Source organism: Bordetella petrii (assembly GCF_000067205.1).
GTDB classification, from domain to species: Bacteria; Pseudomonadota; Gammaproteobacteria; order Burkholderiales; family Burkholderiaceae_B; genus Bordetella_A; species Bordetella_A petrii.
The window spans coordinates 2,046,189-2,068,936 of sequence record NC_010170.1 but is presented as its reverse complement, the minus strand read 5'-3'; the positions used below and the strand labels follow the sequence as shown (position 1 = coordinate 2,068,936).

The following is a 22,748-nucleotide window of genomic DNA, read 5'->3' as shown; positions in this document are numbered from 1 at the left end:
TCCTTGCTCTCAAGCCGCTTGCGCTTCGGCGGGCAGCGCGTAGACGCCGTCGGCGTCGTGCACTTCCTGGCCGGTCAGCGGCGGGTTGAATACGCAGATAACGCGCAGCGGCTCTTTGCCGCCGCACAGCCAGTGCTCGTCGTGCTCGTTCAGGGCGTACACCACGCCCGGTCCCAGTTCGTACTTCTTGCCGTCGGCGATCGTCTCGATAGAGCCATCGCCTTCGATGCACCAGACCGCTTCAAGATGGTTCTTGTAGTGGATGTGCGTCCGTCCGCCGGGAAAAATGGTGGTCTCGTGAAACGAAAACCCCATGCCGTCCTTCTTCAGCAGCACGCGGCGGCTGACCCAGGTGTCGGTGCGGACTTCGTCCTGAGTTCCGATCACATCTTTCACATTGCGTACGATCATCGACGTTTTCCTCCAAATTTCAGAACACGGGCCGACTGGCCCGACTCGCCCAGCGCTTCGGCCACGGCGGCCTCGATGGTTTCCAGGCCACGGGTCAGCAGTTCGTCTTCGATAGTCAGGGCCGGCAGCAGCTTCAGCACTTCGTCCTGCGCCCCCGAGGTTTCGATGACGACGCCGCGCTTGAATGCCTGCTGCGCGATGCGGTTGGCCAACGCCGGCTCGGCCGTGGCCACCAGGCCCTGGATCAGGCCGCGCCCGCGCACGGCCAGGCCGGCGTTGGGGAAGCTGTGGGCCAGGTTTTCGAGCCAGTCGCGCACCAGGCGCTCTTTGCGCTGCACTTCGGTCGAGAAGGCATCGCTGGACCAGTACGTGTCGAGCGCCTGCGTGGCGGTGACGAAAGCCAGGTTGTTGCCGCGGAAGGTGCCGCTGTGCGCGCCGGGCTTCCAGATGTCCAGCTCGGGCTTCATCAGCACCAGCGACATCGGCAGACCGAAACCCGACAGCGACTTCGACAGCGTGATGATGTCGGGGCGGATACCGGCCGATTCAAAGCTGAAGAAGCTGCCGGTGCGGCCGCAACCCACCTGGATGTCGTCGACGATCAGCAGCATGTCGTGGCGGCGGCAGAGTTTTTCCAGCTCTTTGAGCCAGCGCAGCGTGGCGACGTTGACGCCACCCTCGCCCTGCACCGTCTCGACAATGACGCCGGCAGGCTTGTCCAGGCCGCTGCTGGGGTCTTCCAGCATGCGCTCCAGATAGGCGATGGTGTCGACGTCGGGGCCGAAATAGCCGTCATACGGCATGAAGCTGGTGTTGCCCAGCGCGTAGCCGGCGGCGTCGCGGAATTTCATGTTGGCCGTCGCAGCTAGCGAGCCGCCGCTGACGCCGTGGAATCCGTGCGTAAACGAAATGATATTGGAACGGCCCTTGACCTGGCGCGCGATCTTCAGCGCCGCCTCGACCGCGTTGGTGCCGGTCGGCCCCGTGAATTGCAGCGTGTACTGCCAGTTGCGCGGCTTGAGCAGCACGCGGTCAACGGCTTCCAGGAATTGCTTTTTGGCGCTGGTGGCCATGTCCAGGCCGTGCACCACGCCATCGGCCTCGAGATATTCGAGCAGCTTTTCCTTGAAGACAGGATTATTGTGGCCGTAGTTCAGAGTGCCCGCGCCGCTGAAGAAGTCGATGTACTCGCCACCTTCCTCGTCGATCAGGACAGAGCCGCGCGCCTGATTGAATATCACCGGAAACGACCGGATGTAGCCACGCACCTCCGACTCCATCCGGTCAAAGATTTTCAAGTCCATAGAATCCTCCCTTCATTTCGTGAATTGACAGACACAGAGGCAACCAATGCCCGCGCGGGCATTGCGCCAGCCTGCGTCCCGGTTCGACAGGCCGCCGGCCTGCAAGCCCCTAGCGGGGCGGCAAGGTGAACGGGCCTATCTTCAACAACATCTCGTCGTCGTGGTCGGCACCGCCGAACAGCTGCCGGTCGAAAAATGGCTGCTCGGCGATGTGCGCGCCCAGCTCGCCGGCCAGGCCGGCGAAGGTGCGGCGCGAAGCCTGGTTGTCAGGCCCCACCGTGGTTTCAAGATGACGAACATGCTCGAGCGATTTGCGTTGCAAAAGCTCGCGTAGCATGGCGCGGCCCAACCGTTGGCCGCGTGCGCGGGAATGCACGGCAACCTGCCAGACGAAAATGACGTCGGGCCGGGCTGGCGGCAAATAAGCAGAGACAAACCCATCGATGCGGCCGCCGGCGCTTTCGGCCACCACGCAGGTGGCGCTGAAGTGCTCGCAGAGCAGCAGATAGGCGTACAGAGAGTTGACGTCCAGCGGGGGGCACTCGGACACCAGGCGGTGCAGTGCGGCGCCATCGGTGCGGCGCGGCGCGCGCAATTGCAGGCGCGGCGAAGCGGCGGCCGGCTGGACGGCCGTTGAAGGTTGGGGGGATTGCAGTTCCTGCCCCCTCATACGACCAACCCCGACTCAGGCGGCGCACCGCCGGTAGGCACTTCCAGAATGGGCGATGACGCGTCGCCGTGCGTCTCGACCGCATGGCCTTCCTGCTCCATGAGCGTGACGATGCGTTCGAGCGACAAAGTAATGGTGGCCTGCTCGAGTTCGGGCAGCGCGTTCAGCGCGTCGGCCAGATGCTTCTGCAGCGGCGACGGCGCCTGCGACGCCAGCTCGCGGCCGGCGTCGGTAGCCGACACGAACACGATGCGGCGATCTTCGCGGCCGCGCTCGCGCCGTACCAAGCCCTTGTCTTCGAGGCGGTCGAGAATGCCTACCACCGTGCTGGGGCTGACGTGGATTTCACGGCTGATGGCCGTGGCCGTCAGCGGCCCATTGGCGATGACCGTGCGCAGGCACATCAGCTGCGGAGCGGTGATGTGGCTGACCGCGGCGAGCTGGCGCGAATGCAGCGCGATCGAGCGCGTGATGCGGCGCAAGGCTCGCAGGATGCGCAGGTCGTACTGCTGGGACGGGTCGGGCGTAGGCACGTTGTTCATGACTGAAAATAGTTCAGTAGGATTAATTTCTACTCAAATGATTCTACCCAGATAATATGCGCTCAACCCCCTCAGGTCAACCCATCCAGCGCCGAAAATGTGAATAAATGCATTCAGATTTCCTGAAGTTAATGAAAAATATGCGCTTTTAACAAAATACCCAGGAAAATTTTCCACTCCTTGCGGCAGCAGCGCACCAGGCGGTCCCCAATGCGAGGGATTACCCTGAACCATGGAAAAACATATGTTTTTTATCAAGTCATTTATTTATCATGTGTTTTTTCACGCCCTGCCCGCCCGCAACCGTGCCGCTTCCCTCTCTTCCCTTGCCGGTGCAGCAACGTCTGCAGAGCCTGCTCGAGCAATTGCCGCCCGAGCTGCAACGCGCGGCGCACTGGGTAGCGGACCACCCCGCCGAAGTCGGCCTGTGGTCGATGCGGCGCCAGGCCCAGGCGCTGGGCGTGGCACCCGCCACCATGCTGCGCCTGGCGCGCGCGGCCGGCTACGACAGCTATGAAGCCTTCCGCGCCCCGTTCCAGCAAGCCCTGGCCGGCGAACGCCCGGCCAGCCTGCGCGAGCGCGCCGCCGAACTGCAGGCCGCCCATGGCAGCGCCGGCGCGCCCGGCCATGACGCGTTGACGGAGCTGCAGGCGCGGGCCATCCAGTCGGTGTGCTCGCTGAACAGCTCGGCGGCGTTCGATGCGTCGGTCAAGACCCTGCTCGAGGCGCGCCAGGTCGGCTTCCTGGGCACGCGTTCGGCGTTCGGCATCGCTTTCCAGATGCACTATGCCTACCAGCTGGTACGGCGCAACAGCGTGCTGATCGACGGGCTGGGCGGCCTGCAGGCCGAAACCGTCGACAACCTTCGCGACGGCGATGCGCTGATCGCGATTTCGCAATCGCCCTACCCCTCCGCCAGCGTGCGGCTGGCCCGCCAGGCGGCACAGCAGGGCGTGGCGGTAATTGCCCTGACCGACGACACGCTGTCGCCGCTGGCGGTCGACGCCCGCCACGTGCTGCTGTTCGAGCGCCCGGACCGCGAAGGGGTGCGACACCAGCCCGCCCAGCGAGGGCCGGGCTCGTTCTTCCACACCACCGCCGGCCTGCTGGGCCTGGCCGAACACTTGATCGCGCGCCTGACCGCGCGCGGCGGCGAAGAAGTACTGAACCGCCTGAGCGAGATCGAAGACCGCATGCACGCCGACAAGGTGTTCTGGTCGGCCCTGGCCGGGCAGCACGGCCCCTAGCGATCGCGCGGCATCGACGCCACCCGCCGGCCCGGGCGCCCCTCTTTTTTCATACTACTTATTATTGTTTTCACGACCGACATGAGCACAACCCACGTATTCCATCGATCATTGCGCGCCACCCCGCCGGTGGCGGTACGCGGCCAGGGGGCCTGGCTGTATGACAGCGCCGGCCGCGCCTATCTCGACGGCTCCGGCGGCGCCGCCGTTTCGTGCCTGGGCCACAATCATCCAGACGTGCAGGCCGCCATGCATGCGCAGATCGACCAGCTTGCCTACGCGCACACCAGCTTCTTTACCACCGAAGTCGCCGAGCGCCTGGCCGACCGCCTGGTGACCGACGCCCCGGCCGGCACCAGCCACGCCTACTTCGTGTCGGGTGGCTCGGAAGCCGTCGAAGCCGCGCTGAAGATGGCGCGCCAGTACTTCGTGGAAATCGGCCAGCCGCAGCGCCGCCACATCATTGCCCGCCGCCAGAGCTATCACGGCAACACGCTGGGCGCCCTGGCGGTGGGCGGCAACGAATGGCGCCGCACGCAGTTCAAACCTCTGCTGATCGACGTGGCGCATGTATCGCCCTGCTATGAATACCGCGACCGCGGCGCCAACGAATCGCCCGAAGACTACGGCGCGCGCCTGGCTCGGGAACTCGAAGACACGATCATGAAACTGGGCAGCGACAGCGTAATGGCCTTCGTGGCCGAGCCCGTGGTGGGCGCCACCGCCGGCGCCCTGACCGCCGTGCCCGGCTACTTCCGGCGCATCCGCGAAGTGTGCGACCGCCATGGCGTGCTGCTGATCGCCGATGAGGTCATGTGCGGCATGGGCCGCACGGGCACTCTGTATGCCGTCGAACAAGAACAGGTCGTGCCCGACCTGATCACCATCGCCAAGGGCCTGGGCGGCGGCTACCAGCCCATCGGCGCGGTCATGGCGCAAGAAAAAATCGTGTCCGCCATGAGCGCGGGCACCGGATTCTTCCAGCACGGCCATACTTACCTGGGCCATGCCACGGCCTGCGCCGCCGCGCTGGCCGTGCAGGAGGTGATCCGCCGCGACGGCCTGCTGCAACGCGTGCGCGACCAGGGTGCGGGCCTGCGCGAGCGCCTGCAGGCCGCGCTGGGCGAACACCCCCATGTAGGCGACATTCGCGGCCGGGGCCTGTTCATGGGCGTGGAGCTGGTCGCCGACCGCGCCACCAAAGAGACGTTCGATCCCAAGCTCACCCTGCACGCCCGCATCAAGCGCGAAGCCATGGCGCGAGGGCTGATGGTGTACCCGATGGGCGGTACGATTGACGGCCAGCGCGGCGACCACGTGTTGCTGGCGCCGCCTTTCATTATTTCTGACGACGAACTGGATCAGCTCACCGAGCGGCTGACGGGGGCCATCGACGCGGCCATCGCGCAGACCCGGTCATAGGCTTTATTGACGTGCCGGGACACAACCCCGGCGCCGCTACGCCGCGCGTCCGCAACCGGGCGCGCCAATCGCCGGAAACACCGGTATTCTTACGGGGAAAATCCTCAAAAGGAGTTTGTATGAGCAAGTCTGTCAAACACACCTTGGGCAATAAAAAGGGGTGGGGCCTGGCCGCCGCATGCGCGGCAGTGGCGATGGCGTTCGCCGCTCCGCTGCCGGCCTCGGCGCAACAGAAGTTCGTCAGTATCGGCACCGGCGGCGTAACGGGCGTCTACTATGCCGCGGGCGGCGCCATCTGCCGCCTGGTCAACAAAGACCGCTCCTCGCACGGCATCCGCTGCTCGGTGGAATCCACGGGCGGCTCGGTGTTCAACGTGAACACCATCAAGGCCGGCGAGCTGGACCTGGGCGTGGTGCAGTCCGACGTGGGCTACAACGCCTACAACGGCGTGGGCCAGTTCAAGGATGCGGGCGAGTTCAAGAAGCTGCGCTCGGTGTTCTCCATCCACCCCGAGCCGTTCACCGTAGTGGCCCGCAAAGAAGCCAACATCAAGTCGTTCGAAGACTTCAAGGGCAAGCGCTTCAACGTGGGCAACCCGGGCTCGGGCACGCGCGCCTCGATGGAAGAGCTGCTCGCCACCATGGGCTGGACGCTTAAAGACTTCTCGCTGGCCTCGGAACTGCGCCCCGACGAGCACGGCTCGGCGCTGTGCGACGGCAAGATCGACGGCTTCTTCTACGGCGTGGGCCACCCCTCGGCCAACATCCAGGACCCGACCACCACCTGCGGCGCGCAACTGGTTTCGCTTACCGGCCCGGCGGTCGACAAGCTGGTTGAAAAGTATCCGTACTACGCGTACGCCACCATCCCGGGCGGCCTGTATCCGAACAACCCCAACGACACCAAGACCTACGGCGTGACGGCCACCTTCGTCACCTCGGCCGACGTGTCTGACGAAACGGTCTACACCGTGGTCAAGGCGGTGTTCGACAACCTGGATGACTTCAAAAAGCTGCACCCGGCCTTTGCCCACCTGAAAGCCGAAGACATGGCCAAGAATGGCCTGTCGGCGCCGCTGCATCCGGGCGCCGAGAAGTACTTCAAAGAGAAAGGCCTGCTGTAACGCTGTGCCGGCCAGCCACGCCCGCACCGCGGCGGCGTGACCGGCCCTGCTTTCCACCATAGAGCCCGGGCGCGCGCCATGCATTCCGCGCGGCGCGCGCTTTTCGGCCACCCGAACATTCTGGGGAAATTAATGAAGACCGAGCCGTCTACGACGACAGCCGATCTGGAACAATTGGTCGCCGATGTCGACCGCGGTGGGCGCCAGTGCGGCGGCATCGCCGGCGCCACGCTAGCCATCGGCGCGTTGATCTGGTCCCTGTTCCAGCTTTGGTACGCCTCGCCCCTGCCCTTTACGCTGAGCTGGGGCATTTTTAACGATACCGAAGCTCGTGCCCTGCACCTGGGCATTGCGATGTTCCTGGGCTATTTGGCCTACCCCGCCCGCAAGAGTTCCCCACGCGACCAGATGCCGCTGCACGACTGGGTGCTGGCCATCATCGCGGGTTTCTGCGGCGCCTACCTGTTCCTGTTCTATAAAGAACTCGCCGGCCGCCCCGGCCAACCGACCGCGATGGACGTGACCACCGCGGCCATCGGCCTGTTGCTGCTGCTGGAAGTCACGCGCCGCTCGCTGGGCTTGCCCATGACCGTGCTGGGCGCGGTATTCGTGCTGTACGTGCTGGCCGGCCCCTGGCTGCCCGACGTGCTGGCGCACCGCGGCGCCTCGATCGAGCGCCTGGCCTCGCACATGTGGCTGACCACCGAGGGCGTGTACGGCGTGGCGCTGGGCGTGTCCGTGTCGTATATCTTCATCTTCGTGTTGCTGGGCTCGCTGCTGGATAAATGCGGCGCCGGCAACTACATGATGCAGGTATCGTTCGCGTTGCTGGGCCACCTGCGCGGCGGCCCGGCCAAGGTGGCGGTGGTGTCGTCGGCCGTCAATGGCCTGGTGTCGGCCTCGTCGGTGGCGAACGTGGTCACAGGCGGCATCTTCACCATTCCGCTGATGAAGAAAGCCGGCTACGGCGGCATTCGCGCCGGCGCCATCGAGACCGCGTCGTCGGTCAACGGGCAGATCATGCCGCCGGTGATGGGCGCCGCCGCATTCCTGATGATCGAGTATGTGGGCATTCCCTACACCGACATCATCCGCCACGCCATCCTGCCTGCCTCGATCTCATACATCGCGTTGTTCTACATCGTGCACCTGGAAGCCCTGAAGCTGGGCATCCAGCCCATGATGTCGGGCGGCCAGCCCCGCACGCTATTGCAGAAGCTGGCCGGCTGGGGCATGGGTATCTGCGGCACGCTGATCGTGATGGGCCTGGTCTACTGGATCGGCATGGGCGTCAAGGCCGTGGCCGGCGCGGCTGCTGTCTGGGTGTTGCTGGCGCTGCTGGTGGCGTTGGACGTCTGGCTACTGCGCATTGCCGCCCGCCATCCCGACCTGCCCGAGGAAATCAGCATCACCAATCCGGTGCGCCCGGAGCCCTGGCCCACCGTGCGGGCGGGCCTGCATTTCCTGATTCCGATCGGAATCCTGGTGTGGTGCCTGAGCATCGAAGAACTGTCCGCCGGCCTGTCGGCCTTCTGGGCCGCGGTGGCGATGCTGGTGCAGATGGTCACGCAGCGGCCGCTGACGGCCTGGTTCCGCGGCCAGGCCACGGCGCCGGAACTGCGGCGCGGCTGGCGCGAAGCGATCGGCGGCCTGGAAGACGGCGCGCGCAACATGATCGGCATCGCCATCGCGTGCGGCACCGCCGGCCTGATCGTGGGCGCCATCACGCTGACCGGCCTGGGCCTGCGCATGACGGCCTTCGTCGAGCTCATCTCAATGGGCAACGTGCTGGTGATGCTGGTGTTCACGGCCGTGGTGTGCCTGATCCTGGGACTGGGCATGCCCACCACCGCGAACTACATCCTGATGGCCACGCTGATGGCGCCGGTAGTGGTAGAGCTGGGCGCGCAGAACGGCCTGGTAATCCCGCTGATCGCCGTGCACATGTTCGTGTTCTATTACGGCATCATGGCGGACATCACACCGCCGGTGGGGCTGGCGACCTTCGCGGCGGCTGCCATTTCGGGTGAAGACCCGATCAAGACCGGCGTGCAGGGCGTGACCTACGCCCTGCGCACCGCGGTACTGCCCTTCATGTTCGTCTTCAACCCGCTGCTGCTGCTGATCGACGTGCACGGCTGGTGGGAGCTGCTGCTCGTGGTGGGCGGCGCGACCCTGGCTTCGCTGACCTTTGCCGCGGCCACGCTGGGCTGGATGCGGGTGCGCTGCACCGTGCTTGAGATTTGCGTGCTGTTGCTGGTGACCTTCATGCTGTTCCGCCCGGACTGGTTCATGAACCACCTGGCCGACAAGTACGAAAGCCGCCCGGCTTCGGAACTGGTGGCGACCGCGGGCACGCTGCCCGACGGCGGCCGCCTGGTGGCGGTGCTGCAAGGCATGAACATCGAGGGCGACGAACTCACCAAGACCGTGGCGGTGGCCCTGCCGGATCTGCCCGAGGGCGATGACAGCACCGGCGAAGCCGCCGGCCGCAAGCGCCTGACCGCGGCCGGCCTGATGGTCACCGCGCTGGGCGACCAGGTGCAGATCGGCGCCGTGCAATTCGGCAGCCGGGCCCGCCGCGCGGGCTGGGAACAGGGCTGGGACGTGCTCAACGTCAAGGTGCCCAACCCGCACCGGCCATCCGAGTTCTGGGTCTATGTGCCCGCCCTGCTGTTGCTTGCCCTGGTGTGGGCCATGCAGGGACGCCGCGAGAAGCGGCAGAATGGCGGCCTGGCCGTCGCCTGAACGGGCGGCAACGGCGTCGCGCCCAGGTGTCTGACTCCCGACGGGGTGTCAGACACCGTTCCATTCAAACAGCTTGGTCATTGGCGGTGTCTGACACCCTGTCGGGAGTCAGACACCTTGTCTGGCCTTGCTTGAGCGGGCCGCACGTCCGGCCCGCCGTTCAAGCGCTATAGCACCGGCGACAGCACGGGCTGCTTGGGCCGCACGTCCGGCGCCCGGCCCTGCGGGCGCGCTGGCCCTGGTGTGGGCATGCAGGGACGCCGCGAGAAGCGGCAGAAAGGCGGCCTGGCCGTCGCCTGAACGGGCGGCAACGGCATCGCGCCCAGGTGTCTGACTCCCCGACGGGGTGTCAGACACCGTTCCATTCAAACAGCTTGGTCATTGACGGTGTCTGACACCCTGTCGGGAGTCAGACACCTTGTCTGGCCTTGCTTGAGCGGGCCGCACGTCCAGCGCCCGGCCGTTGCGGGCGCGCTGGCCCTGGTGTGGGCCATGCAGGGACGCCGCGAGAAGCGGCAAAATGGCGGCCTGGCCGTCGCCTGAACGGGCGCAACGGCGTGACGCTCAGGTGTCTGACTCCCGACGGGTGTCAGACACCGTTCCATTCAAACAGCTTGGTCATTGACGGTGTCTGACACCCTATCGGGAGTCAGACACCTTGTCCGGCCTTGCTTGAGCGGGCCGCACGTCCAGCGCCCGGCCTTTGCGGGCGCGCTGGCCCTGGTGTGGGCCATGCAGGGACGCCGCGAGAAGCGGCAGAAAGGCGGCCTGGCCGTCGCCTGAACGGGCGGCAACGGCATCGCGCCCAGGTGTCTGACTCCCCGACGGGGTGTCAGACACCGTTCCATTCAAACAGCTTGGTCATTGACGGTGTCTGACACCCTGTCGGGAGTCAGACACCTTGTCTGGCCTTGCTTGAGCGGGCCGCACGTCCAGCGCCCGGCCTTTGCGGGCGCGCTGGCCCTGGTGTGGGCCATGCAGGGACGCCGCGAGAAGCGGCAGAAAGGCGGCCTGGCCGTCGCCTGAACGGGCGGCAACGGCGTCGCGCCCAGGTGTCTGACTCCCCGACGGGGTGTCAGACACCGTTCCATTCAAACAGCTTCGTCATTGGCGGTGTCTGACACCCTGTCGGGAGTCAGACACCTTGTCTGGCCTTGCTTGAGCGGGCCGTACGTCCGGCCCGCCGTTCAAGCGCTATAGCACCGGCGACAGCACGGGCTGCTTGGGCCGCACGTCCAGCGCCCGGCCTTTGCGGGCGCGCTTGCCCACATAGGGTTCGAGCGCCGCGCCGGCCAGCACGTCTTCCGTGAGCTTGTTTCGGTAAATGCCGGTGGCGCGCAGGCCGCCCGGGCCAACCGGCACCGTCTGCGCCAGCTTGTCGGCGGCATCCAGGCCGATCAGGATGGTGCCGCGGCCGCCGGCCGACAGCGACTTGACCTCGTCCAGCCCGAACACCAGGAACTTGCCCTTGGCCGACAGCAGCGCCAACTGGCGCGCGCCGTCGAACAGCGGCACGGGGCGCAGCAGCGCGTCGCCCGCTTCCAGCGTGATGAACTGCTTGCCGCCGCGCTGGCGCGACACCATGTCGCCCAGGCGCGCGGCAAAGCCGAAGCCGCGCTGGGTGGCCAACAGCCAGCGGCTGTCCGGCGAGGCGGCAATGCTATGCACGATGCGGGTGCCCGGCGCCAGGTCGATCATGGTGGTCACCGGCTGGCCGTCGCCGCGCGCCGAAGGCAGGCCCGCCACCGCCACCGAATACACCCGTCCGTTGTCGCCCACGGCGATCAGCGTATCGGTGGTGCGGCATTCGAACGCGCCGTACAGGTCATCACCCTGCTTGAAGCCGAATTGCGCGGCGTCGTGGCCGTGTCCCTGGCGCGCCCGCAGCCAGCCCTTTTGCGACACGATGACCGTGACCGGTTCATCGACCACCTTGGTTTCCAGCACGGCGCGCTCGGCGGTTTCGATCAGGGTGCGGCGCTCGTCGCCGTATTGCTTGGCGTCGGCCTCGATTTCTTTCACCAGCAGCCGCTTCAGCGAAGCCGGGTTGTCCAGCAGTTCCTGCAGACGCGACTGTTCTTCGCGCTTGTCGGCCAGTTCCTGCTCGATCTTGATGCCCTCCAGGCGCGCCAGTTGGCGCAGCCGCATTTCCAGAATGTCTTCGGCCTGGCGCTCGGACAGCTGGAAGCGCTGCATCAGCGCGGCCTTGGGCTCATCGGATTCGCGGATGGTCTGGATGACTTCGTCGACATTCAGGTACACCACCATGCGCCCTTCCAGCACATGGATGCGGTCGATGACCTTGTCCAGGCGATGGCGGGTGCGGCGCACCACGGTGTCGGTGCGGAACGCCAGCCATTCGGTAAGAATGTCGCGCAGCCCCTTCTGGCGCGGCCGCCCGTCGGTGCCGATGCACACCAGGTTGACCGGCACGCTGCTTTCCATGCTGGTCTGCGCCAGCAGCGTGTTCACGAACTCGTCGCGGTCGACGCGCGAAGTCTTGGGCTCGAACACCAGCCGCACGGCGGCGTCTTTGCCCGACTCGTCGCGCACGGCGTCCAGCAGGTTCAGCATCACCGCCTTGGCCTGTTGCTGGTCGGTGGTGAGGCTCTTCTTGCCGGTCTTGACCTTCGGGTTGGTGATTTCCTCGATCTCTTCCAGCACCTTCTGGCACGAGGTGCCGGGCGGCAGCTCGTGCACCACCAGTTGCCACTGGCCGCGCGCCATCTCTTCAAACCGCCAGCGCGCGCGCGCCTTGAGCGAGCCGCGGCCGCCGGCGTAAATCTGGGCGATGTCGGCCGCCGGGGTGATGATCTGGCCGCCGCCGGCGAAGTCGGGGCCCGGCACCATGGCATGCAGCTCTTCGTCGGACAGCCGGGGCTGCTTGATGAGCGCCACGCAGGCCTGCGCGACCTCGCGCAGGTTGTGCGACGGGATCTCGGTGGCCATGCCCACGGCGATGCCGGACGCACCGTTGAGCAGCATCACGGGCAGGCGCGCCGGCAGCATCTGCGGCTCTTGCTGGCTGCCGTCGTAGTTGGGCGCGAAATCGACCGTGCCTTCGTCGAGTTCATCGAGCAGCAGGCGCGAGAACGGCGTCAGGCGCGCTTCGGTGTAGCGCATGGCCGCGGCGTTGTCGCCATCGCGCGAGCCGAAATTGCCGTGGCCGTCGATGAGAGGATAGCGCAGGGAAAAATCTTGCGCCATGCGCACCATGGCGTCGTAGGCGGCCTGGTCGCCGTGCGGATGGTACTTGCCCAGCACGTCGCCGACCACGCGGGCCGACTTCACCGGCTTGGCGCCGGGGCCCAGGCCCATGTCCTGCATGGCGTAGAGAATGCGGCGCTGCACGGGCTTCTGGCCATCGCCCACGTCGGGCAAGGCGCGGCCCCGCACCACGGAAACGGCGTAATCCAGGTACGCCTGCTCGGCATAGCGGGCCAGCGTGATGGCCTCGTCGGCCTCGCCGGCGGCCGCGTCGAACAGGCCGGGTTGATTGCTGTCGGTCATGTGTCTTCGGAGTTGCGTGTACGGTCAGGCAGGCCAGGCGGTCAGATGTCGAGCTCGGCCAGGTTGCCCTTTTCTTCGATCCAGGCGCGGCGCTGCGACGATTCGCCCTTTCCCATCAGCATGTCGAACATGCGGGTGGTGTCGTCGGGCGACAGGCTGCCGTAGCCCACGGGCAGCAGACGGCGCGTATCGGGGTTCATGGTGGTTTCCCACAACTGCTCGGGATTCATCTCGCCCAGGCCCTTGAAGCGGCTGATGCTCCAGGCCCCTTCGCGCACGCCTTCCTTGCGCAGCTTGTCTTGCGCGGCCTCGAGCTCGCCCTGGTCCAGGCAGTAGATCTTGCGCGCCGGCCGCTTGCCCTGCGCCGGAACGTCCAGGCGGAACAGCGGCGGCTTGGCCACGTAGACATTGCCGGCCTCGACCAGGCGCGGGAAATGGCGATAGAACAGCGTCAGCAGCAGCACCTGGATGTGCGACCCGTCGACGTCGGCGTCGGACAGGATGCAGATACGCCCATAGCGCAGGCCCGACAGGTCGGGCGTGTCGTTCGGGCCGTGCGGGTCGACCCCGATGGCCACGGCGATGTCGTGGATTTCATTGTTGGCGAACAGGCGGTCGCGGTCGACTTCCCAGGAATTGAGCACCTTGCCGCGCAACGGCAGAATGGCCTGGAATTCCTTGTCGCGCCCCATCTTGGCCGAGCCGCCGGCCGAATCGCCCTCGACCAGAAAAACCTCGGTGCGGCTGGCGTCGGACGACTCGCAGTCGGTGAGCTTGCCGGGCAGCACCGCCACGCCCGAACTCTTGCGCTTTTCGACCTTCTGCGCCGAACGCGCGCGCGCCTGGGCCTGGCGGATGGCCAGTTCGGCCAGTTTCTTGCCGTACTCGACATTGCTGTGCAGCCACAGGTCGAGCGCGCTTTTCGAAAAACCGCCCACCAGCCGCACGGCATCGCGGCTGTTCAGGCGTTCTTTGATCTGGCCCTGGAATTGCGGGTCGAGCACCTTGGCCGACAACACGAAACTGGCCCGCGCGAACACGTCTTCGGGCAGCAGCTTGACACCCTTGGGCAGCAAACCGTGCAGCTCGGCGAAGCCCTTGACCGCGCCGTACAGGCCTTCGCGCAAGCCCGACTCGTGGGTGCCGCCCGCGGGGGTGGGAATCAGGTTGACATAGGACTCGCGCACCGCGTTGCCGTCTTCGGTCCAGGCCACCACCCATTGAGCGCCCTCGCCGTCGGCGAAAGTTTCATGGTCGGCGCCGGCGTATTGCTGCCCCTCGAAAAAGGGCACCATCAGCTCGGCGCCGGCCAGGGCTTCGGCCAGGTAGCCGCGCAAGCCGTCTTCGTATTGCCAGGTCTTGGTGTCGCCGGTTTTCTCGTTGGTGAGCGTGACCTTCACGCCCGGCAGCAGCACAGCCTTGCTGCGCAGCAGGTGGGTCAGCTCGCCCGGCGGGATCTGCGGACTGTCGAAATATTTGGGATCGGGCCAGACCCGCACCCGCGTGCCCGACTTCTTGCGGCCTGCCTCGGTGTATGGCGCCAGGGGCTCGGCCACGTCGCCGCCCTTGAACACCAGGCGGCTGGTGGCGCCGTCGCGCCACACCACGACTTCGAGCCGGGTGGCCAGGGCATTGGTAACGGACACGCCAACCCCGTGCAGCCCGCCCGAGAAGGCGTAGGCGCCCCCGCCCTGCTTGTCGAACTTGCCGCCAGCGTGCAGGCGGGTGAACACCAGCTCGACCACCGGGGCCTTTTCTTCGGGGTGCAGGCCCACCGGAATGCCGCGGCCATCATCTTCGACCGATACGCTGCCGTCGGCGTGCAGGGTGACCTGGATCTGCTTGCCGTAGCCGGCCAGCGCCTCGTCGGCGGCGTTGTCGATGACTTCCTGCACGACGTGCAGCGGGTTTTCGGTGCGGGTGTACATGCCCGGGCGCTGGCGCACCGGCTCCAGCCCCTTCAGGACGCGGATGGACGCCTCGGTGTAACGTGGTGTAGCCAAGTTATCCCCAAGATCTGTGGAAAAAAACCGACATTTTACGGACAAGTCCAGATTCTGCGCGGCCTGAGGTGGGATGCGCACGTCCTGACCAGTCTCGAATTCGGTACGATGACAAGTCTGGCGGCTTCGGGCTGCCGCGACGGCATTTGCCGGCGACGCCCAGTGGGCCGCGCCGCAACATCCTACACAAAACCGGCAAACCCTGTTGTTATCAACAGTGGTATGCTTAACTCCTTACCTTTCAGTAGAACAACAAACGGCAGGGCCGCTGGCGCGTCCCATGCTGCTGAACCGAGAATCACCATGAGCGAGCAAATCAAGAACGTCAGCGACGCAAGCTTCGATGCCGATGTGATCAAGTCCAGCCAGCCCGTGCTGGTCGACTACTGGGCAGCCTGGTGTGGCCCGTGCAAGATGATCGCCCCCATCCTGGAAGAAGTCGCCTCCGAATACTCCGGCCGCCTGACGGTCGCCAAGCTCAACGTCGACGAAAACCAGGGCACTGCCGCCAAGTACGGCATCCGTGGCATTCCCACCCTGATGCTCTTCAAAGACGGCCAGGCCGCCGCCACCAAAGTGGGCGCCCTGTCGAAATCCCAGCTCACCGCTTTCCTGGACGGCGCGTTGTAATAAACTACGCGTTGTAATTTTTTCGCGCGCCGGCCCCGCCGGCGCCCATGTACCGCGCGGGCCCGTCCGTGGCCCGCCGCCAAAGCCCTTCTTTAAATTTCCCCTTTCACCGCGATGCACCTCAATGAACTGAAGGCGCTGCACGTTTCGCAGCTGCTGGAAATGGCCGCTGGCCTGGAAATCGAAAACGCCAACCGCTTGCGCAAGCAAGAGCTGATGTTCGCCATCATGAAGCGGCGCGCCAAGCAGGGCGAGCAGATTTTCGGCGACGGCGTGCTCGAAGTGCTGCCCGACGGCTTCGGATTCCTGCGCTCGCCCGAGACCTCATACCTGGCCAGCACCGACGACATCTACATTTCGCCGTCGCAGATCCGCCGCTTCAACCTGCACACCGGCGACTCCATCGAAGGCGAAGTGCGCACCCCCAAAGATGGCGAGCGCTACTTCGCGCTGGTGAAGGTCGACAAGGTCAACGGCGTGGCCCCCGAGGCGATCAAGCATCGCATCATGTTCGAAAACCTGACGCCGCTGCACCCCAACCAGCCGCTGCGCCTGGAACGCGACATCAAGAGCGAGGAAAACCTCACCGGCCGCATCATGGACATCTTCGCCCCCATCGGCAAAGGGCAGCGCGGCCTGATCGTGGCCAGCCCCAAGTCGGGCAAGACGGTGATGATGCAGCACATCGCTCACGCCATCACCACCAACTACCCCGACGCCGTCATGATCGTCCTACTGGTGGACGAACGCCCCGAAGAAGTCACCGAAATGCAGCGCACCGTGCGCGGCGAAGTGGTGGCGTCCACCTTCGACGAACCCGCGACGCGCCACGTGCAAGTGGCTGAAATGGTCATCGAAAAGGCCAAGCGCCTGGTCGAGATGAAAAAAGACGTGGTGATCCTGCTGGATTCCATCACGCGCCTGGCTCGCGCCTACAACACGGTGGTGCCCGCCTCGGGCAAGGTGCTCACCGGCGGCGTCGACGCCAACGCCCTGCAACGCCCCAAGCGCTTCTTCGGCGCGGCGCGCAACCTCGAAGAAGGCGGCTCGCTCACCATCCTGGGCACGGCGCTCATCGAGACCGGCAGCCGCATGGACGAGGTCATCTACGAAGAATTCAAGGGCACCGGCAACTCCGAAGTGCACCTCGAACGCCGCCTGGCCGAAAAGCGCGTCTACCCGGCCATCAACCTGAACAAATCGGGCACCCGCCGCGAAGAACTGCTGATCAAGCCCGAACTGCTGCAAAAGGTATGGGTACTGCGCAAGTTCATCCACGACATGGACGAAGTCCAGTCGATGGAATTCATCCTCGACAAGATGCGCGCCACCAAGACCAATGCCGAATTCTTCGACATGATGAAAAAGTAAGCTCGACCCGGAAGCGCTGCGCTTCCGATCGAGTGCGCATGAAGCCGTCGAGGCACACAGCGGTGTCTGACACCTACGGAGTCAGACACCTGGCGGTCTTGCGGCAGGACACTGCACCGCGGAATCAGGCATCGCAATTTCACAGCGATGCCGCGCACAATACGAATGGAGCTGCCGTGGCACACAGCGGTGTCTGACATCTACGGAGTCAGACACCTGGCGGTCTTGCGGCAGGACACTGCACCGCGGAATCAGGCATCGCAATTTCACAGCGATGCCGCGCACAATACGAATGGAGCTGCCGTGGCACACAGCGGTGTCTGACACCTTGTATCTTGAGCGCGGTAGTGATTAGCTATCGCTACTAGCGGATCCGGTGAGTTTGTTCTGACACGGAAAGCCTGGACTTTGTGACGCAGATTAGGCCCCGGATTCGCGCCTCTGAGAGCCGACTGGATGCTGGACGGTAGCCTAGGGCATAGTGACCCTGCATGAACAAGGCAAGTGGGCGCAGTGGGCTTGGGGGCCATTTCACTAGGAGTCCAAGTCGATGTTTTTTCTGGGAATTGACGTCTCAAAGGCCAAGCTCAACTGCGCGCTGGTCGGCGCCGAGGGCGATAAGCGCAAGACCAAGGTGGTGGCTAATACGGTGGCCGGGATTCAGGCGCTGTTAGGCTGGTGCGCCAAGCAAGGCGCGCAGCCCGAGCAGTTGCACGTGGTGCTCGAGCCGACCGGGCCGTACCACGAGCAGGCGGGCACCGCGTTGCATGAGGCGGGGGCCACGGTCTCGATGATCAATCCGGCGCAGGCGCGCGATTTTGCCGGTGCGCTGGCGGTGCGCACCAAGAACGATGAGCTCGACAGCTACGTGCTGGCCCGCTATGGCCAGGCGCTGTGCCCGCCGGCCTGGCAGCCGGCGCCGCTGCACGCGCGGCAACTGCGCGCGCTGCTGGCCCGGCACGAGGCGCTGGCCAAGGATCTGCAGCGTGAGCTCAACCGGCAGGAGAAGGCCCAGTTCGGCCAGTCGCCCGAGCCGGTCACCGGCTCGATCGACAAAAGCGTGGCGTTCCTGACCGAGCAGATCAAGCGTCTGGAGCGCGCGATCAACGACCATATCGACCGCCATCCCGACCTGAAAGAGGACCGGGACCTGCTGACCAGCATCCCGGCGGTCGGCCCACAGACCGGCAACGCGTTGCTGTCGATCATGCATAACCGGCGCATTGAATCGCCGCAGGCGTTGGCGGCCTATCTGGGCCTGGTGCCCGTACAGCGCCAGTCCGGCACCAGCCTGAACGGCCGGCCTCGGCTGTCCAAGACCGGGCCGGCTCGGGTGCGGGCCACCCTGTACATGGCCGCGGTCGTGGCTGTGCGCCATAACCCCCACATACAGGCGCTCTATGCCCGCCTGCTGGCCGCCGGCAAGAGCAAGATGGCTGCTCTCGGCGCCGCCATGCGCAAGCTCGCTCACTTATGCTTCGGCGTGCTTAAAAACCGCACCCCTTATCGCAGCGATTACGCGTTACCCGCTTGACTGCCAAGACGGTATCTACGGAGTCAGACACCTGGCGGTCTTGCGGCAGGACACTGCACCGCGGAATCAGGCATCGCAATTTCACATCGATGCCGCACATAATACGAATGGAGCTCCCGCGGCACACAGCGGTGTCTGACACCTACGGAGTCAGACACCTGGCGGTCTTGTATTGAGACAGTGACACCTGCGTCAGACACTTGGTGGTCTTGTATTGAGACAGTGACACCTGCGCCAGACACCCGGCGAGATCACTGCACGAGATCCGGCGGCCCAAATTCACTGGTCGCAGTCCTGCGTCGTCCGGTCGGGCGGGGGTGGCGCGTTGGGCGGCGGGACAGCCTGCGCAGCAGGCCGAGGGCGCCTGGTTGCGCCCGAGCCCGACGCACGGGCGCCGCCCCCGCCCGACCGGACGACACAGGACGGGGCAAGAACCAATCCCGGCCCGGCCACAACCACAGCACAAGCCATGGCCATAGCAGCCACAGCCAGGCCCCAGCCTCAACCCGAGCCAGCCCCACCCCTAACAGAAACCAGCCCCCCTCCCCAGCTCAGTGCTCGATATACTCGCTCACCGGCCCCGGCTTGGGTTCGGGCTTGGTTTCCACCGGCTCCAGCTTGGGGTCGTCCCAAGAGCCAGTAACCGCGTATTCCATCGTCATGGCGCGAGCCAGCGGCTGCTTCAACAGCCATTGAGTCACAAACGCCCCTAACCCAATCAGCGGATTCACCGCCAGCGCCGTCACCACCGCCGCGCCGCTGGCATCCAGGTTCGGGATCACCACCGCGCGCAGATTCCAGCGTTCCGCCACGATATCCGTGTCGCCCGCCAGCACAATAGTGGCCACCGGGCTATTGAGCTTGTACCCCTCGGAATGCAGAATGCCCCGGCTCAGCTTCATATCGCCACGAATGGTGTCAAACGGGAACCCATCCCGCAACAGGTCTGTCGGGTTGAACTCCAGCTTGGCCAGCCGCTGCAGCGATTGCAGCGACAACAACTCCAGCAGGCGCGCGCTGCGGGAGTTCACATTGATCAACCGCCCCTTGTCCAGACTGACCCGGGCCTGGCCATCGATATTGGCCAGATCGTGCGACCACGGCAGGTCGCGCCAGGTCAGCTTGCCCTGCACGGTGCCGCTGCCGCCCGCCACCACCTGCTTGTAGCCGATGCGGTCGATGAAGCCGCCCAAATCTTTGAAGTCGGCCTTGGCGTCGACCGTCAGGCCGCGCTGCGCGCCATCCAGGCGCCAATTGCCGGTAGCGTCCAGGGTGGCCGCTTCATTGGCAATGCGCAGCTTGTCCAGGCGCCACGACTTGCCGCGTTCCAGGTTGGTGCCCTGCACCTCCAGCGCCCCCACCTCGTGCCCATACAACGAAAACCGCTCGGCGCGCAGATCGATGGCGGGAATGTCCGACAGGTCGTCGCCCGACGCTTCGGGCACGTCTTGCATGGCGCCCTGCGCCTCCTGGCCGCCCAGCGCCAGGTGCGTCAGCCGCGCCGTAACCTGGCCGGCGATGGCGCCCGAAGCCTCCTGCCACGACAACGATCCCGCCGCCTGGCGTGACTCGATGCCGACTTGCCAATGCTCCGGCTGGGGCCGGGTGGCGTTGAGTTTCAGGTCATCGAGCGTCCAGCCCGCCACCTGCAGACGTCCCGTTTGCAGACCGATGCGGCTGAGCATAGGCAGAACGGCCTGGCTCTTGCCTGCGCCCTTGCGCCCCTTTCCGGATGCCTGCGCCTCGTCGCCGATTTTTTCCCAGGCGTCCAGGTCCAGCTCGGGCATCTGGATGTCGACCGCCAGGCCCGATGACGGCAGCGCGGCCGGGCGGTTCACGCCCAGCGCGCCGCGCGCGAAATACGGCGCGCCACGCGGCGCCGCGCGGTCGTGCTCGAGTTGCAGCGCCAGGCCGGCGTCCAGGCTCACCGACAACTGGTCGCGCTTGCCAGCCGCCCCCGGGGACGGACTCCAGCGGGCCTTCAGGGCGCGCGTCTCGGACCTGGCCTTGCCCACCGGCGCGGGCAGATCGATAGCCAGGCCCGCGAGGTCCGATTCAACCGAAATGTCCAGCACCCCGCCCGAGCCATAGCCCAACTGGCCACGATATTGCGTCTGGCCTGTAACACGGGCCATGAGCGGACTGTCGCTCAGTTGCGCCAAGCCCGACGCCGGCAGCGTGCCAGCCAGGCGCAGCGCGTCGCCATCGTGTTCGAGCTTGCCGGCAATGGTGGCCGCCCCACCCAGGAATTCAGTGCGCAGTTCATCGGTGGACACGCCGCGCTCGGAAAAGTGCAGGTCGCCCTGCAGTTGCCGCAGTTCGGGCATCAGCGGCACAAAGCGGAAACTGTTGCCGGCGAACGCAATGCGGCCGTCCACTTTGGTGTTCTCGGCGTCCAGCAGCGGCACCTCGAGCTTCAGGGCCACCTGCCACGCGCCCGTGCCCTCGGCCGAATCCAGCGCACCGTCGAGCAACCCGCCCAGCGGCGAGTTGGCAGCCAGCGCCAGGTAAGCCGGCACAGGCCCACTGGTCTGCCCGTCGACATGCAGGGTGGCCTGGTGCTCCATATCCGGAATGGAAGCCGTCACGGCGCCCAACGTCACGGTCTGCCCGTCGCCGGTATGGGCGATGGCGCCGCCCGGGCTGTCGAGCGACAGCCCGGCCTTGTCGACCGCGAAATTGCCGGCCAGGTTCTCAAGTCGTGGCCAGCCCTTGGTGTCGCCGTGCGCGGGGGCATAGTCGACGATGGCTCCCGAGTACGCTCCGGCAATGCGGAACTCGCCGACGTCGTCCGGGTCCTCGAACGGAAAGTCGTCCAGGTCGCCCTTGACGGTGACGGCGGCATCGCGCGCCTGCCCGGCTGGCAGGCCGTGCGCCAGCCATTCGCGGGCATCGGCGTTCACCGTCAGCGGCAGGTACTTGTAGATGGCAGGCATGGCCGCGCGCGCCAGGTTGCCGTGGAAGTCGGCCGTGCCGGCGGCGGTCTTGCCCTGGGCACTCCAGCGGCCGCGCAGGCGCGCATCGAGGTCGGCGTTGGCAATATCGAGCTGGCGCACGTCCACCACGGCGGGCTGCCCCGCCGGGCGGCGCAGGCTGGCATCGATGCGAACCGTGTCGGCCTGCAGCAGCGGCGGGTCGAAAGTGTGCGGCAGGTTCGCGCTCAGGCCGGTCAGCTCGCCCCGCAAGGCCATGCCCGCGCCGTCTTCGCCGCGCGCCAGGGGCACGTCGGCAAACTGCACGACGTCGCCGGGGGCGCCCTGCACCCTTAGCGTGGCCCCGGCCAGGCCGATAGCCGTTGCATCGCCCGCCGCCTGCCAGCGCACATCACGCAGCGCGGCATCCGCGGTGACGTCGGTGACAGCGCCCTGCTCCAGGGTCAGCCAGGCGCGCGTGGCGGCGCGACCGGCAATGCGCGGCACGGCCAGCCAGGGCGCCCAGGCTGAAGGCTCGGCGTCATCCACTTCGGCATACAGCTCGCCCGTCCAGCGCTGCCGGCCGGTCAGCAGCGGATTGCGGGTGAAGCGTCCGCGCAGCGACAGCTCGCGCGCCAGGGCCGGCGGCGGCTCGGCACTGAGCGCGAAGCGGTGCGCCAGCGCGCCGTTGTACAGCCGCAGGCTGACGTTGCGCAGTGTGACTTCGGGAGCCTGCCGATACTCGTCGTTCCAGTGCACAGTGGCGTTGGCCAGCGCCAGATCGCGCTGCGAGCCCAGCCACTGCACCAGCCGCGACGAGCGGCCGGCATCATGCGGAGCATTCAGGTCGATAGACTGGCCCGCCACCCATAAGCGGCCGCCGGCATCACGCCGCACCCGCAGCTCGGGCCCGTCGATGCGCAGGCTGAGCAGGCTGGGCGACAGCAGCAGCACGCTGCGCCAGCCCAGCACGGCCGAGACCGAAGGCAAGGTCAGCACCGGCTCGGGCTGCTGGTCATAGATGGACAGCGCGGTGAGTTTCAGGCGCGGGTTCAGGCCGCGCCAGTCGGCCTGCAGGCGCCCTATCTCGACTCGCGCGCCCAGCGCTTCGCTGGCGTAGGCTTCGATGCGCGGACGCCACTGATCGATATTGGGCAGCACCCAATACCGCAATCCGAGCAGCACGACAGCCGCGACGACATAAACGGCCAGTGCGGACCAGCACAGAAAACGGGTGACTTTGGCGGGCAATGACACGGATGAGTGGGCAGGGCGAGGTGTCTTGGGGTATCGTCCCCTTATACCTGAAACACGCCTTCC

The 22,748-nt window shown here is 66.0% G+C and carries 14 protein-coding genes; 7 read left to right on the top strand and 7 right to left on the bottom strand.

What is annotated here, in order from left to right; translation table 11 throughout:
• Window positions 1–9 precede the first annotated feature (9 nt).
• From BPET_RS10065 to BPET_RS10050, 4 genes are all read right to left on the bottom strand, one after another.
• Entirely contained in the window at window positions 10–411 is a 402-nt protein-coding gene (locus BPET_RS10065) for an ectoine synthase (protein WP_012248901.1), read from the bottom strand.
• Entirely contained in the window at window positions 408–1,715 is a 1,308-nt protein-coding gene (ectB, locus tag BPET_RS10060) for a diaminobutyrate--2-oxoglutarate transaminase (protein WP_012248900.1), read from the bottom strand. The genes BPET_RS10065 and ectB overlap by 4 nt, the downstream gene beginning before the upstream one ends.
• A gap of 109 nt (window positions 1,716–1,824) precedes the next feature.
• The gene (gene ectA / locus BPET_RS10055; protein WP_012248899.1) at window positions 1,825–2,385 is read right to left on the bottom strand and encodes a diaminobutyrate acetyltransferase; all 561 of its coding nucleotides are present in this window, start codon (window positions 2,383–2,385) and stop codon (window positions 1,825–1,827) included.
• The gene (locus BPET_RS10050) at window positions 2,382–2,927 is read right to left on the bottom strand and encodes a MarR family winged helix-turn-helix transcriptional regulator (RefSeq protein ID WP_012248898.1); all 546 of its coding nucleotides are present in this window, start codon (window positions 2,925–2,927) and stop codon (window positions 2,382–2,384) included. Before BPET_RS10050 ends, ectA begins: the two co-directional genes overlap by 4 nt.
• A gap of 305 nt (window positions 2,928–3,232) precedes the next feature.
• On the opposite strand from BPET_RS10050, the gene BPET_RS10045 reads away from it, so the two are divergent.
• From BPET_RS10045 to BPET_RS10030, 4 genes are all read left to right on the top strand, one after another.
• The gene (locus BPET_RS10045) at window positions 3,233–4,174 is read left to right on the top strand and encodes a MurR/RpiR family transcriptional regulator (protein ID WP_041863769.1); all 942 of its coding nucleotides are present in this window, start codon (window positions 3,233–3,235) and stop codon (window positions 4,172–4,174) included.
• An 81-nt stretch (window positions 4,175–4,255) separates the two neighbouring features.
• Window positions 4,256–5,596, top strand: coding sequence for an aspartate aminotransferase family protein (locus tag BPET_RS10040; RefSeq protein ID WP_012248896.1), 1,341 nt, complete (start codon window positions 4,256–4,258; stop codon window positions 5,594–5,596).
• Between the two features lie 119 nt (window positions 5,597–5,715).
• Window positions 5,716–6,720, top strand: a complete 1,005-nt coding sequence (locus tag BPET_RS10035; protein ID WP_012248895.1) for a TAXI family TRAP transporter solute-binding subunit — start codon at window positions 5,716–5,718, stop codon at window positions 6,718–6,720.
• A 132-nt stretch (window positions 6,721–6,852) separates the two neighbouring features.
• Window positions 6,853–9,468, top strand: a complete 2,616-nt coding sequence (locus BPET_RS10030) for a TRAP transporter permease (protein WP_012248894.1) — start codon at window positions 6,853–6,855, stop codon at window positions 9,466–9,468.
• A 1,194-nt stretch (window positions 9,469–10,662) separates the two neighbouring features.
• Here the strand turns inward: BPET_RS10030 and parC are convergent.
• Together parC and BPET_RS10020 are read right to left on the bottom strand one after the other, a co-directional pair.
• Complete coding sequence (gene parC, locus BPET_RS10025) at window positions 10,663–12,978, bottom strand: DNA topoisomerase IV subunit A (protein ID WP_012248891.1); 2,316 nt, start codon at window positions 12,976–12,978, stop codon at window positions 10,663–10,665.
• Window positions 12,979–13,019: 41 nt separating this feature from the next.
• Window positions 13,020–14,981 carry a DNA topoisomerase IV subunit B gene (locus BPET_RS10020; protein ID WP_041862845.1) on the bottom strand — a complete coding sequence of 654 codons (1,962 nt, stop codon included), beginning with the start codon at window positions 14,979–14,981 and terminating at the stop codon, window positions 13,020–13,022.
• A 303-nt stretch (window positions 14,982–15,284) separates the two neighbouring features.
• Here BPET_RS10020 and trxA point away from each other — a divergent pair, with 303 nt between their 5' ends.
• The 3 genes from trxA to BPET_RS10005 all read left to right on the top strand — a co-directional run bounded on the left by trxA (window position 15,285) and on the right by BPET_RS10005 (window position 18,516).
• Window positions 15,285–15,611, top strand: coding sequence for a thioredoxin TrxA (trxA, locus tag BPET_RS10015; RefSeq protein WP_041862844.1), 327 nt, complete (start codon window positions 15,285–15,287; stop codon window positions 15,609–15,611).
• Between the two features lie 114 nt (window positions 15,612–15,725).
• Complete coding sequence (rho, locus tag BPET_RS10010; protein ID WP_012248888.1) at window positions 15,726–16,982, top strand: transcription termination factor Rho; 1,257 nt, start codon at window positions 15,726–15,728, stop codon at window positions 16,980–16,982.
• Window positions 16,983–17,532: 550 nt separating this feature from the next.
• Window positions 17,533–18,516: an IS110 family RNA-guided transposase gene (locus BPET_RS10005; protein ID WP_012247065.1), complete on the top strand. Its 984-nt coding sequence runs from the start codon at window positions 17,533–17,535 to the stop codon at window positions 18,514–18,516.
• A gap of 551 nt (window positions 18,517–19,067) precedes the next feature.
• On the opposite strand, the gene BPET_RS10000 is transcribed toward BPET_RS10005, so the two are convergent.
• Window positions 19,068–22,685, bottom strand: coding sequence for a YhdP family protein (locus BPET_RS10000; protein WP_041862843.1), 3,618 nt, complete (start codon window positions 22,683–22,685; stop codon window positions 19,068–19,070).
• Window positions 22,686–22,748: the final 63 nt, after the last annotated feature.